Origin of the sequence: Streptomonospora mangrovi (genome assembly GCF_027604915.1) — a bacterium.
Classification (GTDB): Bacteria; Actinomycetota; Actinomycetes; order Streptosporangiales; family Streptosporangiaceae; genus Streptomonospora; species Streptomonospora mangrovi.
Window position 1 is genome coordinate 1 of the sequence record NZ_JAJAQC010000022.1, and the last position, 16,615, is coordinate 16,615.

Genomic DNA, 16,615 nt, shown 5'->3' on the forward strand with positions numbered 1-16,615 from the left:
GGGGGGGGCCGGGGGGGGGGGGGGGGGGGGGGGGGGCCCCCCCGCCCCCCCCCCCCCCCCCCGCCGCGCTCGCCCCGTGTTAGGTAAAAAAACGGAGAGTAACGACATACCGTTGCCATTGCGTCACCTTTTCCTGTCTTCGGGAGAGACTGAGGTCTGGACCTGGGGGGAGGCCGGTGGCGAAGGAGTACGGACGGGCGCTGAGGTGGGGGCTCGCCGCCGTGGTGGCGGCAGCCGCCCTCGCCGTGATCCTGATTCCCGGGCTGCCGGCGCTGGGCTGGTGGCGGGGAGCGCCGCTGTTCGCCAGCGTGCTGGTGCCCATCCCGGTGTCGCTGCTCGTGGCGGTGCTGGTGACCGACCACGCCAGGCGCGCGGCGCTGGACCGGCGGGCGCGGGCCGCGCTCGACGGCCACTCCATGCGCTATGAGCTGACGTGGCTGATGGTGCTCCTCCTCGGGTTCACGGTCGCCACCGTGGCGGTCTCGAACTTCGCGGCGGCACTGTTCCACGGGGTCTCCTGGGAGATCCTGATGCCGCCGGTGCGGATCCTGTTCCTGTTCGTGCTGCCGCTGCTGGTGGTGGACCGGGGCGGGTTCACCACCTCGGGCCACGGGACGGTGATGCCGCGCGTGGCCATGCGGGTGACCGACCGGTGGCGCTGGGCCGGGCTGTTCCCGGTCGGGGTGAACTTCGCCCTGATCGCCGCCGCGGTGTTCCCGGTGCCCGCCGTCCCGGCGGGCCTGGTCCTGGGCGCGGCGCTGGCCATCTTCGCGGCGGTGGCGGTGCCCGAGGAGATCTTCTACCGCGCGCTGTTGCAGACCCGGCTGGAGCGGCTGCTGGGCCGGTGGGGCGGGATCCTGGCGACGTCGGTGGTGTTCACGGCGGTCAGCGTGTTCCTGGCCGCCTACGGCGACTCCACCACCGAGGCGGCGACGGTCTCGGCCGGCGTGCTGGAGTCCGTGGTGGTCTACGGCGCGGCCGGGATCGTCTACGGCTACGTGTGGTCGTGCTACCGCAACATCTGGCTGAGCATCCTGTTCCGCGGCGGCTCCCTGCTGCTCGCCATCATCCCGGAGCTGCGGCTGCTGTGAGGGCACCGGGCGCCCGTGCCCCGGCCGCCCCCTCCCGGTCACCCTGCCGGCCGCCCCGCCCTGCCGCCGGTCCTTTCCGACACCCCCCTCCGGCGGCGCCGTGTCCGGTTTGACAGGCTGGTGCGGGTACGGGGCGTGACCGGGCTTCCCGGTGCGGGGACGGGGAACACCCCACAGAGAGCCCGGTGCGGGCGGGTTTCCGGGCGGTCCCGTACCGGGGCTCCGGCGGGCGCGGCGGTCTCACGCGGTCACTGCCTTAACCGCGGGCTCACCGGCGCGCCGGACATCGTTCACACGGATGGGGGACTCTGCGACCGTGACTGTTGAATCGGTGGTTCCAGGGCAAAGCGGAGCGAACCTTCCGCCGGACCGCTTCCTCGACCGCGAGGAGGGGTGGCTGCGGTTCAACCAGCGGGTCCTCGAACTCGCCGAGGACGTCGAAACCCCCCTGCTGGAGCGCGCCCGCTACCTCGCGATCTTCTCCAGCAACCTGGACGAGTTCTTCATGGTCCGGGTGGCCGGGCTCAAGCGGCGCCTGGCCACCGGCGTGGCCGTCACCGCCGCCACCCGCCACCACCCCCGGGCGCTCCTCCAGCGCGTCTCCGCCGTCTCGCGCGAACTGGTGCTGCGCCAGGCGCGCTGCTTCCACGAGTCGGTGGCCCCCGCCCTGGCCGAGGCGGGCATCAGCATCGTGCGCTGGGACCAGTTGGACGACACCGAGCGCCGCCGCATGCACCGGTTCTTCCACGGCTCGATCTACCCCGTGCTCACCCCCTTCGCCGTCGACCCCGCGCACCCGTTCCCCTACATCTCCGGGCGCTCCCTCAACCTCGCCGTCACCGTGCGCGACCCCGAGAACGGGCGCACCATGTTCGCCCGCGTCAAGATGCCCTCGGTGCTGCCCCGGTTCATCGACCTGGGCCGCGAGCGGTTCGTCCCGGTCGAGGACGTGGTGGCCGGCCACCTGTCGGTGCTGTTCGAGGGCATGGAGGTGCTGGAGCACCACGCCTTCCGCGTCACCCGCAACGCCGACCTGGAGGTCGACGAGGACGAGACCGACGACCTCGTGACCAGCCTGGAGAACGAACTGCGCCGGCGCCGGTTCGGCCCGCTGGTGCGGCTGGAGGTCGAGGAGACGATCTCCGAGGACGTCCTCAACATCCTGCGCCGCGAACTGGGCGCCGACGACGAGGAGGTCTACCGGGTCCCCGGCCCGCTCAACCTCGCCGGCCTGGACCAGATCGCCGACCTCCCCCGGCCCGAGCTGCGGTTCCCCCCGATGGTCCCGGTCGAGCCGCAGGTGCTGACCCAGGACGACTTCTTCGCCGCCGTGCGCCGGCGCGACCTGCTGGTCCACCACCCCTACGAGTCCTTCACCACCACCACCGAGCGGTTCCTCGCCATGGCCGCGGCCGACCCCAAGGTGGTCGCCGTCAAGCAGACCCTCTACCGCACCAGCGGCGACTCCACCATCGTGGAGGCGCTGATCGACGCCGCCCGCGCGGGCAAGGAGGTCGTGGTGCTGGTCGAGATCAAGGCGCGCTTCGACGAGCAGAACAACATCTCCTGGGCGCGCAAGCTGGAGGAGGCCGGCTGCCACGTCGTCTACGGCGTGGTGGGCCTCAAGACCCACTGCAAGCTCGCCCTGGTGGTGCGCCAGGACGACGACGGCGTGCTGCGCCGCTACTGCCACGTGGGCACCGGCAACTACAACCCCAGCACCGCGCGGATCTACGAGGACTTCGGCCTGTTCTCGGCCGACCCCGAGGCCGGCGAGGACCTCAGCGACCTCTTCAACCACCTCACCGGGTTCTCCCGCAAGTCCGCCTACCGGCGGCTGCTCGTGGCCCCCGCCGCGCTGCGCGAGGGCCTGATGGAGCGCATCCGCGGCGAGATCGCCAACCACGAGCAGGGCCGCCCCGCGCGCATCCGCATCAAGGTCAACTCGCTGGTGGACGAGGACGTCATCGACGGCCTCTACGCCGCCTCGCGGGCCGGCGTGCCCGTGGACCTGTGGGTGCGCGGCAGTTGCGTGCTGCGCCCGGGGGTGGACGGGCTGTCGGAGAACATCCGGGTACGCAGTATCCTCGGACGGTTCCTGGAGCATTCCCGGATCTTCGTCTTCGAGAATGGAGGGGAACCGCAGGTGTGGCTCGGCAGCGCCGACCTCATGCCGCGCAACCTGGACCGCCGCGTCGAGGCGCTGATCCGTGTCGCCGACCCCGACCAGCGCCGCCGCCTGGTCGACCTGATGGACCTCGCCATGGCCGACACCACCGCCTCCTGGCGCATGGCGGCCGACGGCGAGTGGACCCGCGTCACCCGCGACTCCGGCGACCACCACCTGCTCGACATCCAGAACGCGCTGCGCAACGACCGCCACCTGCGGGTCGTCGATGGCTGAGAACCCAGAGCACCCGATCACGATCACCAGCGCCTTCCCGCCCCGCGACACCGCACCCAGCGGCTACCTCGAACCCATCCGCTCGGCGGGCGCGGTGCTGTGGCGCGGCGACCCCGCCACCGTCGACACCGACCCCGCCGCCCGCGAGGTCCTGCTCGTCCACCGCCCCGACCGCGACGACTGGTCGCTGCCCAAGGGCAAGGTCAAGAACCGCGAGCACCTGCTGTGCGCGGCGGTGCGCGAGGTCACCGAGGAGGCCGGCCTGGCGCCCGTGCTGGGCCACCGCATCCCGCCCCAGCGCTACCTCAAGGAGGGCTGGCCCAAGCAGGTGGAGTGGTGGGCCGCCACCGCCGCCGGGGAGTCCGCCTTCGAGCCCAACGACGAGGTCGACCGGGTGGAGTGGCTGCCGCTGGACAAGGCGCGGCAGCGCCTCACCTACGGCCACGACGTCCAGGTCCTCGACAACTTCGCCAGCGGGCCGGCGCGCACCTTCCCCCTGGTCCTGGTGCGCCACGCCGCCGCCGGCGACAAGAGCACCTGGGACGACGACGACCTGCTGCGCCCCCTGGACGCCGCCGGGCGCGCCGACGCCCAGGAGTTGGCCCAGGTGCTGTCGGCCTTCGGCGCGCCCCGCGTGGTCAGCTCGGCGGCGGCCCGCTGCACCGAGACCGTGCTGCCCTTCACCGTGGCGACCGGCGCCGACCTGCGCACCGAGCGCGCGTTCACCGCGCAGACGGTGGGCGCCGACACCACCGTCTTCGACCGCGACGCGGCCGCCGAGGCGTTCGCCGGGCTGCTGGAGGAGGGCCGCCCCACGGTGGTCTGCACCCACGGCGAGCTGGTGCCGGTGCTCATGCGCGAGGCGCTGGGGCTGCTCGGCGCGCCGGTCACCCAGCAGTTGTCCCTGCGCAAGGGCGCGTTCTGGGTGCTGCACGTCGCCCACGCCGACCGCGCGCTCGCGGCGGTGGAGCGCCACGCCGTCCGGGTCTAGCGCCGCGGCCCCTCCCCTGGGGCCGGAGCTGGAGCGGGATTTGACATGCTTTGCGCCACGCGTTGAAAGGATGCGGGTATGGCCAAGAACCGAGTCTCGCGCAGCGTCGTGATCGACGCCCCCGCCGAGAAGATCTTCGACATCATCGCCACCCCCGGGCGCCACCACGAGTTCGACGGGTCGGGCACCGTGCAGGGCGCCCACGACGGCGACGAGCGCCTGGGGCCGGGCTCCCGCTTCGGCATGAGCATGCGCATGGGGCTGCCCTACCGCACCGCCAACCGGGTGGTGGAGTACGTCGAGAACCGCCGCCTGGCCTGGCGCCACATCGGGCCCCACATCTGGCGCTGGGAGCTGGAGCCCCAGGAGGACGGCACCACCACGGTCACCGAGACCTTCGACTACTCCGTCGGCGCCTTCGCCTACATCCTGCTGGGCTACCCTGCGCGCAACGCCCGGGGGATCGAGGAGACCCTGCCCCGGCTCAAGCGCCTGGCCGAGGGCGAGGCCGCCGGCGGCACGGACGCGGCCTGACGCGCGACCGCCCGGGGCCGCCCGCGCGGCCCCGGCCGGAAGCGGTCGGATGCGGGCTCGGCGGGGACCGGGCGGCGCCGGGCTCGGCGCGCCGTGCGGGCGGGCGCGTGCCAGACTGGACCGCATGCCTTCCTCGTTCGCCGAAGCCCGCGTTGACCTGGGCGCCATCAGTGAGAACACCGCCGCCCTGGCGCGCCGCGCGGCCGGCGCCCAGGTGATGGGCGTGGTCAAGGCCGACGGATACGGCCACGGCATGCTGCCCGCCGCCCGCGCGATGCTGGCGGGCGGTGCCACCTGGCTGGGCACGGCCATCATCGAGGAGGCGCTGGAGTTGCGGGGCGCCGGCATCACCGCGCCGCTGGTCTCCTGGATCGTGCCGCCCGGCGCCCCCCTGGCGGCGGCCCTGGCCGCCGACATCGACCTGGGCCTGAGCGACCCCCCGCTCATCGACGCCGTGGCCGCCGCCGCCCGCGAGACCGGGCGCACCGCGCGCGTGCACCTCAAGGCCGACACCGGGCTCAACCGGGGCGGCGTCACGGCCGAGAAGTGGCCGGCGGCGGTCGCGGCGGCGGCCCGCGCCGAGGCCGACGGGCTGCTCCGCGTGGTGGGGGTGTTCTCCCACTTCGCGTGCGCCGACGAGCCGGGCCACCCCTCCATCGCGGCGCAGACGGCGGCGTTCCACGAGGCGCTGGAGGTCGCCGCCAAGGCCGGGCTGCGGCCCGAGGTGCGCCACCTCGCCAACTCCGCCGCCACGCTCACCCTCCCCGAGACCCACTTCGACCTGGTGCGGCCGGGAATCGCGAGCTACGGCATCAGCCCCATCCCCGGGCTCACCGGCACCGGACTGCGCCCCGCCATGACCCTGCGCGCCCGGATCGCCCTGGTCAAGCGGGTGCCGGCGGGCAGCGGGGTGTCCTACGGGCACCGCTACACCACCGACCGCACCACCAACCTGGCGCTGGTGCCGCTCGGCTACGGCGACGGGATCCCGCGCGCGGCCACCAACACCGGCCCCGTGCTGGTGGCGGGCCGGCGGCGGACGATCGCGGGCACGGTGTGCATGGACCAGTTCATGGTCGACATCGGCGACGACACCGCCGAGGGCCACCCCGACGCGGTGCTGTTCGGCCCCGGCGGCGACGGCGAGCCCACCGCCCAGGACTGGGCCGACGCGCTCGGCACCATCCCCTACGAGATCGTCACCCGCATCAGCCCGCGCGTGCCCCGGGTCTACGTCGGGGGCTGAGCCCGGTCTGATCGGGGCTGAGCCGGGGGCCGACCCTCGCCGGGTTCAGCCGGGATCAGTCGTGGAACTCCGCCTGGCGCCTGCGCTCCTCGGCGCGGGCGCGCTCGGCCGCCGCCGCGCGCGCCTCGGGGTCGTCGACCTCGGCCTTCAGAGCCACCCGCAGGACCAGGCGGGCCTCGTCCGGCGTCAGCTCGGGGGGCCGCCAGTCATCGCCCAGGGCGGCGCGCAGCGCGGCCTGTGAGGTCCACATCGAGGTCAGCCGCACCTCGTAGGGGTCCTCGCGGCTGCCGGTGGGGCGGCGCACGGTCATCGTGGCCGTGCAGCCCTCGACGCCGCGCAGCGGGTCCAGCAGTTCGCGCTCGAAGTGGGCGGCGGCCTCGTCCGCCAGCTCCGGGGTGGTCCACACGCTCCAGGAGTGTCGCAGCACGCCCCCATTGTCGCGGCGCGGCGGCGCCCGAGGAAGGCCGCCGGCGCGACCGGAGGCGGACACCGCGCCGGTCGATCCCGGGCGGTCCCGGGCGCCCGGCCGACGGCGTCACCCCGGCGCCCCAACGCGCCTACCCTGGTAGGGAGGGCGGGACACCGCCGCACCCCGCTCCCACATCCATGAGACAGCCCGTCGACCAGTGCTGTGAGCCCATGACCGAGACCACCCGCCCCGCCGCCGGCGCCGCCGCCCAGCCCGGCGCGCGCACCGCCGCCGGGGCCGCCAACACCGCCTTCGTCACCGCCGACACCGACACCGCCATGCGCGCGCTCGGCCGGCACCTCGCCGGCCTGCTGCGCCCCGGCGACCTGCTGATCCTCAGCGGCCCGCTGGGCGCGGGCAAGACCACCCTCACCCAGGGCATCGGCGAGGGGCTGGGCGTGCGCGGCCGGGTCACCTCGCCCACCTTCGTCATCTCCCGCGTGCACCCGGCGCCCGCCGGCGGCCCGTCCCTCGTTCACGTCGACGCCTACCGCCTGGGCGACTCCGCCGAGGTCGACGACCTCGACCTCGACAGCTCCCTGGCCGACTCCGTGACCGTGGTGGAGTGGGGAGAGGGCGTGGCCGAGGAACTGGCCGAGGACCGCCTGGAGATCACCATCGCGCGCCACCCCGACGACACCCGGGGGGTCACGCTCACCGGCGTCGGCGCGCGCTGGGCCGACGTCGCGCTCCGACCGGAATAGGCTGGCCAACTGTGCTGATTCTGGCTTTCGACACCGCAACCCCGGCCATCACCGCCGCCCTGTGCCAGTCCGACGCCGAGGGCGGGGCCCTGGTGCGGGCCGCCGCGTCCACCGTCGACGCCCGGCACCACGGGGAACTGCTGACACCCCAGATCCGCGACGTGATGGCGCGGGCGGGGGCGGACCTGGGCGAGGTCACCCACATCGCGGTGGGGATCGGCCCCGGCCCCTACACCGGGCTGCGGGTGGGGCTCGCCACCGCGCACGCGCTCGCCGACGCCCTGGGCGTGCCCTGCCACGGGGTCGCCACGCTGGACGCCGTCGCCCTGGCCTCCGGGCGCGAGGAGCCGTTCGTCGCGGCCACCGACGCCCGCCGCAAGGAGGTGTTCTGGGCGCGCTACGCCGACAGCCGCACCCGCACCGGCGAGATCGCGGTCGACCGGCCCGCCGACGTCGACACCGGCGGGCTGCCGGTCATCGGCCACGGGGCGCAGCTCTACACCGAGGTCTTCGGCGCGGCGGCGGCCGACCCCGAACCGCTCTACCCCACCGCCGCCGCCATCGGCGAGATCGTCCTGCGCCGCCTGGCGGCGGGCGAGCCGCTGCCCGAGCCGCGCCCGCTGTACCTGCGCCGCCCCGACGCCGTGCTGCCGGGGGCGCCGAAGAAGGTGCGGCAGTGGCAGACCTGAACCGGCGCACCGGGTTCGTGGTCCGGCCGATGACGGAGTACGACATCGGGCCGGTCATGGAGTTGGAGCACGACCTGTTCGGGGCCGACGCCTGGAGCGAGTCCATGCTGCGCTCGGAGTTCGCCGAACCCACCCGCCACTACGTCGTGGCCTGCCGCGACGACACCCCCCGGGGCGGCGCGGGCACCGGCGCCGACGGCGGCGGTGCGGTCCTGGGCTACGCCGGGCTGCGCTCGGTGCCGCCCGAGGGCGACGTGCAGACCATCGCCGTGGGCCGCGCCTGGTGGGGGCGCGGCATCGCCACCGCGCTGATGACCGAGCTGCTCAGCCGGGCCTACTCCCAGGAGATCACCGACGTGTTCCTGGAGGTCCGCTCGGACAACCTGCGCGCGCAGGAGCTGTACCGGCGGTTCGGCTTCGAGGACATCGGGCTGCGCCGCAACTACTACCGCGACGCCGACGCGATCGTGATGCGCTGCTCGCGGGTGGCCACCGCGCTGGTCGGCACGGGCGGCGGAGAGCCCGGTGAGGCGCCGGAGGCCGGGGCCCCCGACGACCCCATCGACGGCACCGAGCCCCTTCGCGGCGGCCGCCCCACCGGACCGGTGGGGTTCGGCGCCGCGTTCGCCGGCGTCCAGGACGGCCGCGAGGGCGCCGAGGACGGTGGTGTCGACGGTGCCCACCACGGCGTCCACGACGCCGACATGATCCAGACCACGGACCCGGCGGTCCGCGACGCGGCGCCGGGTGAGGAGAAGGCGTGATGAGTTCGCTGGACCAGCCCCTGATCCTGGGCATCGAGACCTCCTGCGACGAGACCGGTGTGGGTCTCGTGCGCGGCTGCGAACTGCTCGGCGACGAGGTCGCCTCCAGCGTCGACCAGCACGCCCGCTTCGGCGGTGTAGTGCCCGAGGTCGCCAGCCGCGCCCACCTGGAGGCCATGACGCCCACCGTGCGCCGCGCCCTGGACAGCGCGGGGGTGAAGCTGGCCGACGTGGACGCGATCGCGGTCACGGCCGGCCCCGGCCTGGCGGGCGCGCTGCTGGTGGGGGTGTCGGCGGCCAAGGCGTACGCCATGGCGCTGGGCAAGCCGCTGTACGGGGTGAACCACCTGGTGGGGCACGTGGCGGTGGACCAGTTGGAGCACGGGCCGCTGCCCAAGCCCGCCATCGCGCTGCTGGTGTCGGGCGGGCACACCTCGCTGCTGCTGATGCGCGACCTGGCCACCGACGTGCAGTCGCTGGGCGACACCGTGGACGACGCGGCGGGGGAGGCCTACGACAAGGTGGCCCGGCTGCTCAACCTGCCCTACCCGGGCGGCCCGCCGATCGACCGCGCCGCCCGCGAGGGCGACGCGCGGGCGATCCGCTTCCCGCGCGGCAAGTGGGGGGACGGCACCTACGACTTCTCGTTCTCCGGCCTGAAGACGGCGGTGGCGCGGTGGGTCGAGGACACCGTGCGCGACGGCCGCGAGGTGCCCGTGAACGACATCGCGGCGGGCTTCCAGGAGTCGGTGGTGGACGTGCTGACCCGCAAGGCGGTGGACGCCTGCCTGGAGCACGGCGTGGAGCACCTGGTGATCAGCGGCGGCGTGGCGGCCAACTCGCGGCTGCGCGCCCTGGCCGAGCAGCGGTGCGCCGAAGCCGGCATCAACCTGCGCGTGCCGCGCCCGCGGCTGTGCACCGACAACGGGGCGATGATCGCCGCCCTGGGCGCGGAGGTCGTCGCGGCCGGCCTGCCGCCGTCGAGCCTGAACCTGGCCACGGACACGTCCCTGCCGGTGGACCGCCCCCTGGCGGCGTAGCGGCGGGCGCCCGGTCGGGCGTCCGGTCCGCCGGGCGCCCGGGGCCGTGCCCCGGGCAGCCCGGCCGGCGCGGGATGGGGCCGCGGGTGTCGGTCAGCGGTACCGGTCAGCGCACGCGGCCGTCCCACTGCCAGGCCGTCCGCCGCCCGAGGCCGGGCAGCGCCGTGCGGCCGGTGCACCACAGCAGGGTGTCGGCCGGGGCGTGGCCGTGCGGCGCGTCGGGGAAGAGACGGGCCAGGACCGCCGCGCTGAGGTCGTCGGGCATGGCCCAGGCGGACCCGAGCGACCGGGTGATGTCGTGGGTGTGCACCAGCAGTTCGGTGACGCCCATGGCGGCGAACCCGACCGGGTCCGAGTGGCCCCAGGGATGCCACGCACGGACGTCCTCCGGCGTGTCCGCGACCGTCCTGGCGAGGATGGCCACGGCGATGCGCAAGCCGTCCACGCAGCCGGGGATCGGCGCCTGCGGGTCCAGCGAGCCGAAGAGGGTGACGTAGCGGTCGCGCGGCTGGGAGATGAGCAGCCCGGCGTAGCCCAGCAGGCCCAGGGCCAGGTGGTCCAAGGTCTGGCGGCAGGACCAGTCCAGGCCGCGCGCCGGGCGCGACCAGTCGCGGTCGGCGGCGGCGAGGAGGCCGTCAAGGCTGACGTCAGCGGCGGCCGCCAGCAGCCGGGGCCACGATTGCGCGGCGTCCGCCGGACGGTCCTCGGCAGGGAAGGGGCCGAGGTGGGAGGAGCGGGCGGTGGCGTGGGTCACCGCGCCTCCACCGGTTGGCGCAGGACCTCCACCACTCCGGCGAAGCTGTCGGCGCCGTGCCCGGCCGCGGCGGCCCGCTCCATGAGGCCCTTGAGCAGCTCGGGCAGCCCGTTGTCGATCCCCCGCGCCTCGGCCGCGTGGATGAGGTGGTCGATGGCGGCGATCTGCACGTCCACGGTGGCGTCGTCGCCGGGGTAGCGTCCGGCGTCCACCTGGGCGGCGTACCTGGTCAGAAAGCCGGAGACGGCGCCGCTCAGCCAGCGGACCGCGAGCTGGGTGAAGTCCACGGCGGGCGTCCTGTCCGCGCCCACCAGGGCGGCGGCGTGCAGCCACCCGGCCATGGTCGACCACATCACGCCGAGCAGCGCGACGTCGTAGAGGGACGCCAGGCCGGGGTCGGCGCCCAGGTAGAGCGGGTCGCCCAGCGCCTCCAGGGTCGGCCGGTGGGCGTCGAAGGCGGTGCGCGAGCCGCTGTAGAGGAACATCATCTCCGCGTCGCCGACCTCGGGCGGGGTGGTCATGATCGCCCCGTCCAGGTAGTCGATGCCGTTGGCCCGCGCCCAGTCGAGCGCCGCGTTCGCCTGCTCCGGAGACCCGGTGGTGAGGTTGACCAGGGACCGGCCGGACAGGGCGCCGGCGACGGGGCCGAGGACGGAGTGCAGCGCCGGGTAGTCCAAGACGCAGGCGACGACCAGCGGCGACGCCTCGACCGCCGCCCAAGCGGTGGGGGCCAGGCGGGCGCCCCGCTCCACCAGCGGCCGCGCCTTGCCGGCCGAGCGGTTCCACACCGTGGTGGGGTGTCCCCGGTCCAGCAGCGCGGCGGCCAGCGCCGATCCCATCGAGCCGAGCCCGAGCACGGTGACGGCCGGGCGTTCTGCGTTCATGTCGCGGTTTCTCCTTCGTAGGACGCACCTGAGCGGTGGTTGCGGAGGACCACGTTCGCAGGACGCGCCAGCCCGGAGAAGTGACGGCGGTGACGCCATTCGCCAAATTCCTGCCACGCGCCGCTCACCCCGAACGCCGTCTGCCCGCCGTCGCTGTGGCGACGGCGGGCAGACGGATCACGCAGGGGTCTGAACAGTTCGGACCTGGACCTGAGCCGGGCCTACTCCTCGTCGTCCTCGTCGAGGTCGCGGCGGCGGCGCTTCTTGCCGTCGCGGCCGGGGCGCAGCAGGGCCTCGGCCAGGGCGAACATGGTCTCCTCCAGCGCGGCCAGGCGCTTGGTGACGTCGTCGTGGGAGGTCTCGACCGCCTCGGTGATGACCTCCTCGAACTCGTGGCGGTCCGGGCGGGCCTGGACCTCGCGCAGCAGCGGGTCGACGCTCTCGCTCAAGCGGCTGTTCAGGCGCTCCAGCCGGTCGGTGGGGTCGATGACCGGGCGGTCCACCAGTTCGCCGAGGCGGCGGTGCACCTCGCTGAACTCCAGCGTGGCCGGAAGCTGGGCCAGGCGCTGGTTGAGCGCCTCCAGGCGGTCGTCCACGGCCTCCAGGCGGCCGTCGACCCCGTCGATCTGGCCGTTGACGCCCTCGAACTGGCCCTCGACGCCGTTGACCCGGCCCTCGATGCCGTCCAGGCGCCCGTTGATGCCGTCGATGCGGCCGTCCACGCCGTCGATCTTGCCCTCGACGCCCTCGAAGCTGCCCTCGAAGTGGCCCTCGAAGGTGTCGAACCGGTCGGAGAGGCGGCCCAGGCCGTGCTCGAACTGGGTGGTGATGGACGCCAGGTGCCGGTCGACGCGCTCGGCCAGCTCCTTGCGGCTCTGCTCCAGGCGGCCGTCGATGGCGTCGCGCTGCTCCTCGACCAGGTTGGTCAGCGTGCTGTGGCGCTCGTCGCCGCTCTGCTGGAGGGCCAGGGCGCGCTCCTCGACCGAGGCGCCCAGCTCCGTGATGCGGGTGTCCACCGACTCCCGCAGCTCGCCGATGCGGTCCTCGACGCCGGAGCGCAGCGCGGCCACCCGCTCCTCGACGGCGGTGCGCAGCTCGCGCAGCGCGGCGAGGGCGGCGGCGTGGTCCTCCTCGGACTTCGCGCGCAGGCCCCCGGCGGTCTCCTCCAGGCGGGCGGCGAGGTCGGTCCGCTGCTGGTCGTCGCGCTCGCGCAGCTCGGCGCGGTGCAGCTCCAGCTGCTCGTGCAGCTCGGTGAGCCGGTCGCGCACGTGGGCGCGGATGTCGGCCAGGCGCTCCTCGGTGTCCTCGGCCAGCTTCACGACGGCGCTGTTGGCGTCGGCGACGGCGGCGGTGGCCTCGGCGTGGTTCTCCTCGGCCTGGGTGCCCAGGGTGGTGAAGCCCTCGCCGACCTGCGCGGCCAGCGTGGTGTGGCGCTCCTCGGCGCGGGTGTCCACGCGCTCGATGCCCTCGGTCAGGGCGGTGTGGTGCTCGTCGCCTCGGGTCTCCAGGCGCTCGATGCCCTCGGTCAGGGCGGTGTGGCGTTCGTCGGCGCGGGTGTCGACGCGTTCGATGCCCTCGGTGAGCGCGGTGTGGTGCTCCTCGGCGCGGCTCTCCAGGCGGCCGATGCCCTCGGTGAGCGCGGTGTGGTGCTCGTCGCCTCGGGCCTCCAGGCGGCCGATGCCCTCGGTCAGGGCGGTGTGGTGCTCGTCGCCTCGGGCCTCCAGGCGCTCGATGCCCTCGGTCAGGGCGGTGTGGCGTTCGTCGGCGCGGGTGTCGACGCGCTCGATGCCCTCGGTGAGCGCGGTGTGGTGCTCCTCGGCGCGGCTCTCCAGGCGGCCGATGCCCTCGGTGACGGCGGCGTGCTGCTCCTCGGCGGTGGTGCGCAGGGAGTCGGTCGCGGTGTCCAGCCTGCCGCCCAGCGACTCGGCCTGCTCGCGCACCGCCGACTCCACGGCCTCGCGGCTCTCGCCGATCGAGGCGGTGACGGCCTCCTGGCTCTCGCCGATCGAGGCGGTGACGGCCTCGCGGCTCTCGCCGATCGACGCCGCCAGGGCCTCGCGGCCCTCCGCGACCGCCGTCTCGATCGAGGTGCGGCCCTCGGTGATGGCCTCCGCCAGGGCGGCGCGGCCCTCCTCCACCGCTGCGGCCAGTGCCTCGCGGTGCTCGGCGGCGGCGCCCATGGCGGTCTCGTGCTGCTCGGTCATGCGCTCGCCCACCTGCGCCAGCGACCCGCTCAGCGACTCGGCCTGGGTGCGCAGCCCCTCGACCGCCTCGTCCAGGCGGGCGAACCGCGCCTCGGCGCCGGCGGCCAGCCCCTCCAGGCGCTCGGTGAGGGTGTCGAGCCGCGCGGAGTGCTGCTCGCCGGACTCGCCCAGCGCCCGCAGCCGCGCCAGCACGGAGTCGAGGTTGCCGGTGATCCCCCGGATGTCCGCGCGCAGCGCCGCCATCTCGGCCAGCGGCTTGACGCGCTCGCCCACCAGCGCGATGTGCTCGGCGAGGGTCTCGGCCCACTCGGGGGGCCGCGAGGTCAGCTCGTCGACCCGCGCCTGGACGCCGGCGACCGACTCGGCGAGGCTCGCGAACTCGCGCTCGCGGAACTCGCGCAGCAGCCACTCCATGCCTTCGAGGCGCTGGCGCATCTCCTCGTTGACCGCGCTCTGGGACTTCTGCTCGGAGAGCTGGTCCTGGGCTGCCCGCGACAGCAGTTCCCGCATGCGGTCGGAGACTCCGGCCTGACCTCCCCCGTTGAGGAAGTCGTGGTTGGGCTGTTCCACCGAGGTGCTCCTTTTCGGATCGGGCGCCCCACCCGGTTCGGCCGTGGATGGGCGGTGGGCTCCTGGGGGTTCCGGCGTGGTACAGGCGGGGCCGCGCCCCGCGACGCGCGTCACACACGGACGGGGGCTCGATGGTCACGCGGGGTGATGGTCGGGGTCGCGGTGAACGGGAGGGCAACCGGCCGACCGGCGACGACCTGTGCGCTTCGCCGGAGGAGCCCAGGAAAGGGACGGATTCAGCGGGCGCCAGTCTAACGACTCACGCCTGTTCACCGCGTTTGAAGCGGCAAAGGAGAGGTGCGGACGGAAGCGGTCTGGAGCGTCACGCTAGTACCGATCGTCGCGTTAGTCACCCCTTGCGGAGGTGCATGGTGAAAGGCGGGGATTTGCCCGATTGGCGTGCTTTGTTCATTCCGTGCCCGTGACCTCGGAACATACGAGCGAAATCGGACGATTCCCCACGCGAGTGAGCACAACGACCGCCGATTCCGGGCCCGCCGGCCGCAGGTCGCGGCGGAGTTTGTCCACGTCGACCGCTGATCCGCGTTTCTTAATCGTTACCCGGCCCACCCCCCGCTCGCGCAGCACCGCGCGCAGCCGCTTCAAAGAGAACGGCAGCACCTCGCGCACCTCCAGCACCCGGCAGAACGGGGTGGGCACCAGCCGGTCGGCGGTGATGTAGGCGATGTGGGGGTCCAGCAGCGCACCGCCCACCAGCGCGGCGGCCTCGGCCACCAGGTGCGCGCGCACCACCGCGTTGTCGGGCTCGTACAGGTAGCGGCCCGGCGGCCCCACCGGCGCCGGGCCCGCGCCGGGGTCGGCGGTCAGCGTGGCCGGCGCGCCGCCGGTCCCGCGCAGCAGGGTGGCCCGCCGCCCGCCGGGTGTGCCCGCACCGCGCCACAGCGCCGTCTCCTTGAGGTCGCCGTCGACCGAGATCCACTCCGCCTCGGCGTCGGCGGGGATGGCCTCGTGCGGGATCCCCGGCGCGGCCTTGACACAGGAGGCCGGCGCGCCCGACGCCGCCGCCAGCACCGCCGGCCACGGCGGGGAGTAGGCGGCGGGGTCGAAGACGCGGCCGCGCGCGTTGCGGCGCGCCGGGTCGCAGAACACGGCGTCGAAGCCCCGGCTGTCGAACGCGGCGGCGTCGCCCACGCGGACCCGCCCCCGCTCCGCCAGTCCCAGTTCGGCGAGGTTGGCCTCGGCCACCGCCGCCGTCAGCGGGTCGGCGTCGACGCCCTCCACCCGCAGCCCGGCCTCGGCCATGGCGACCATGTCGGCGCCGATCCCGCAGCACAGGTCGGCCACCCGCGCGTCCGGCGGCAGCGCGGCGGCGAGCCGGCGGGCGCGGTAGGCCGCCACGGGCGACCGGGTGGCCTGCTCCAGGCCGTCGGGGGTGAAGTACAGCCGCTCGGCGCGCGCCCCGAACTTCTCCCGCGCCCGGCCGCGCAGCCGCGCCTGGGTCAGCGCGGCACCGGCCAGCGCGTCGGCGGGCACCGCCACCGCGCCCGCTTCCGTGCCCTCACCCGCGGCCTCCGCCAGCGCCTCCTCGGCCACGCGGCGCAGCCGGGTCGCGGCCTTCAGCGGGTCGGCCGCGACGTCGCCGGGCTCGGCCGCCCGGACCACCCGGCGGCCCGCCGGAGACAGCAGCGCGCGGAACACGGAGTCGGGTGTGGTTTGCCCGCTGGACACCGACATGTTCCCCCGTGACCTGTTGTTTGACGGGCACTATGGGCCCGGCTAATGTTCAGTACTGGCACTCTCAAGGGTAGAGTGCTAATCGCGACGAGGCCGGTCTGGCACCCGCGACGGCAGGCCGCCGTGCTCGCCCCTTTACCAAGCATGCCGTTTCGAATCCTCGAACCTGAAGGGGGAGGTCACAACCGTGTCGACCGCCACCAAGACTGTGCTTAAGCCGCTTGAGGACCGCGTTGTCGTCAAGACGCTTGAGGCCGAGCAGACCACCGCCTCCGGCCTCGTCATCCCCGACACCGCCAAGGAGAAGCCCCAGGAGGGCGAGGTCCTGGCCGTGGGTCCCGGCCGCTGGGACGAGGACGGCGAGAAGCGCATCCCGCTGGACGTCAAGGTCGGCGACATCGTGCTGTACAGCAAGTACGGCGGCACCGAGGTCAAGTACAACAACGAGGAGTACCTCGTCCTCTCCGCCCGCGACCTGCTCGCGGTCGTCGAGAAGTAGCACTCCTCGGCCCGCGCGCGGTCTCCGCGACGCCGGCCGCCTCCCGCCCCGGCCGGCGCCCTGCCGGGCGGGGCGGT

General features: G+C 74.4%; 14 protein-coding genes and 1 pseudogene. 10 read left to right on the forward strand and 5 right to left on the reverse strand.

Annotated elements, in window-relative coordinates:
- Positions 1-176 precede the first annotated feature (176 nt).
- The 5 genes from LG943_RS14360 to alr all read left to right on the forward strand — a co-directional run bounded on the left by LG943_RS14360 (position 177) and on the right by alr (position 6,266).
- On the forward strand, positions 177-1,091 hold the full coding sequence (locus tag LG943_RS14360; RefSeq protein WP_270072777.1) for a CPBP family intramembrane glutamic endopeptidase: 915 nt from the start codon (positions 177-179) through the stop codon (positions 1,089-1,091).
- 298 nt (positions 1,092-1,389) lie between these two features.
- Positions 1,390-3,495, forward strand: a complete 2,106-nt coding sequence (locus LG943_RS14365) for an RNA degradosome polyphosphate kinase (RefSeq protein WP_270072778.1) — start codon at positions 1,390-1,392, stop codon at positions 3,493-3,495.
- Positions 3,488-4,486: an NUDIX hydrolase gene (locus LG943_RS14370; RefSeq protein ID WP_270072779.1), complete on the forward strand. Its 999-nt coding sequence runs from the start codon at positions 3,488-3,490 to the stop codon at positions 4,484-4,486. The genes LG943_RS14365 and LG943_RS14370 overlap by 8 nt, the downstream gene beginning before the upstream one ends.
- Positions 4,487-4,564: 78 nt before the next feature.
- On the forward strand, positions 4,565-5,020 hold the full coding sequence (locus LG943_RS14375) for an SRPBCC family protein (protein WP_270072780.1): 456 nt from the start codon (positions 4,565-4,567) through the stop codon (positions 5,018-5,020).
- 124 nt (positions 5,021-5,144) lie between these two features.
- Complete coding sequence (gene alr / locus LG943_RS14380) at positions 5,145-6,266, forward strand: alanine racemase (protein WP_270072781.1); 1,122 nt, start codon at positions 5,145-5,147, stop codon at positions 6,264-6,266.
- A 55-nt stretch (positions 6,267-6,321) separates the two neighbouring features.
- Here the strand turns inward: alr and LG943_RS14385 are convergent, their stop codons facing one another.
- Complete coding sequence (locus LG943_RS14385; RefSeq protein ID WP_270072782.1) at positions 6,322-6,693, reverse strand: antibiotic biosynthesis monooxygenase family protein; 372 nt, start codon at positions 6,691-6,693, stop codon at positions 6,322-6,324.
- A gap of 320 nt (positions 6,694-7,013) precedes the next feature.
- On the opposite strand from LG943_RS14385, the gene tsaE reads away from it, so the two are divergent.
- From tsaE to tsaD, 4 genes and pseudogenes are all read left to right on the forward strand, one after another.
- On the forward strand, positions 7,014-7,439 hold the full coding sequence (gene tsaE / locus LG943_RS14390; RefSeq protein WP_270072795.1) for a tRNA (adenosine(37)-N6)-threonylcarbamoyltransferase complex ATPase subunit type 1 TsaE: 426 nt from the start codon (positions 7,014-7,016) through the stop codon (positions 7,437-7,439).
- A gap of 11 nt (positions 7,440-7,450) precedes the next feature.
- Entirely contained in the window at positions 7,451-8,128 is a 678-nt protein-coding gene (tsaB, locus tag LG943_RS14395; protein ID WP_270072783.1) for a tRNA (adenosine(37)-N6)-threonylcarbamoyltransferase complex dimerization subunit type 1 TsaB, read from the forward strand.
- Between the two features lie 29 nt (positions 8,129-8,157).
- Positions 8,158-8,604: pseudogene (gene rimI, locus LG943_RS14400) on the forward strand (ribosomal protein S18-alanine N-acetyltransferase); the annotation flags it as partial.
- Between the two features lie 287 nt (positions 8,605-8,891).
- Complete coding sequence (gene tsaD, locus LG943_RS14405; RefSeq protein ID WP_270072784.1) at positions 8,892-9,932, forward strand: tRNA (adenosine(37)-N6)-threonylcarbamoyltransferase complex transferase subunit TsaD; 1,041 nt, start codon at positions 8,892-8,894, stop codon at positions 9,930-9,932.
- 106 nt (positions 9,933-10,038) lie between these two features.
- Here the strand turns inward: tsaD and LG943_RS14410 are convergent, their stop codons facing one another.
- The 4 genes from LG943_RS14410 to LG943_RS14425 form a co-directional block, all read right to left on the reverse strand.
- The gene (locus LG943_RS14410) at positions 10,039-10,686 is read right to left on the reverse strand and encodes a maleylpyruvate isomerase N-terminal domain-containing protein (RefSeq protein ID WP_270072785.1); all 648 of its coding nucleotides are present in this window, start codon (positions 10,684-10,686) and stop codon (positions 10,039-10,041) included.
- On the reverse strand, positions 10,683-11,570 hold the full coding sequence (locus LG943_RS14415) for an NAD(P)-dependent oxidoreductase (protein WP_270072786.1): 888 nt from the start codon (positions 11,568-11,570) through the stop codon (positions 10,683-10,685). The genes LG943_RS14410 and LG943_RS14415 overlap by 4 nt, the downstream gene beginning before the upstream one ends.
- A gap of 221 nt (positions 11,571-11,791) precedes the next feature.
- Positions 11,792-14,344: an apolipoprotein A-IV repeat region-like domain-containing protein gene (locus tag LG943_RS14420; protein ID WP_270072787.1), complete on the reverse strand. Its 2,553-nt coding sequence runs from the start codon at positions 14,342-14,344 to the stop codon at positions 11,792-11,794.
- A gap of 408 nt (positions 14,345-14,752) precedes the next feature.
- Complete coding sequence (locus tag LG943_RS14425; protein WP_270072788.1) at positions 14,753-16,033, reverse strand: class I SAM-dependent methyltransferase; 1,281 nt, start codon at positions 16,031-16,033, stop codon at positions 14,753-14,755.
- Between the two features lie 193 nt (positions 16,034-16,226).
- Between LG943_RS14425 and groES the strand changes: the two genes are divergently transcribed.
- Positions 16,227-16,538 (forward strand): co-chaperone GroES, encoded by a 312-nt coding sequence (gene groES, locus LG943_RS14430; protein WP_179768902.1) that lies wholly within the window; start codon positions 16,227-16,229, stop codon positions 16,536-16,538.
- The last annotated feature ends 77 nt before the right edge of the window (positions 16,539-16,615 follow it).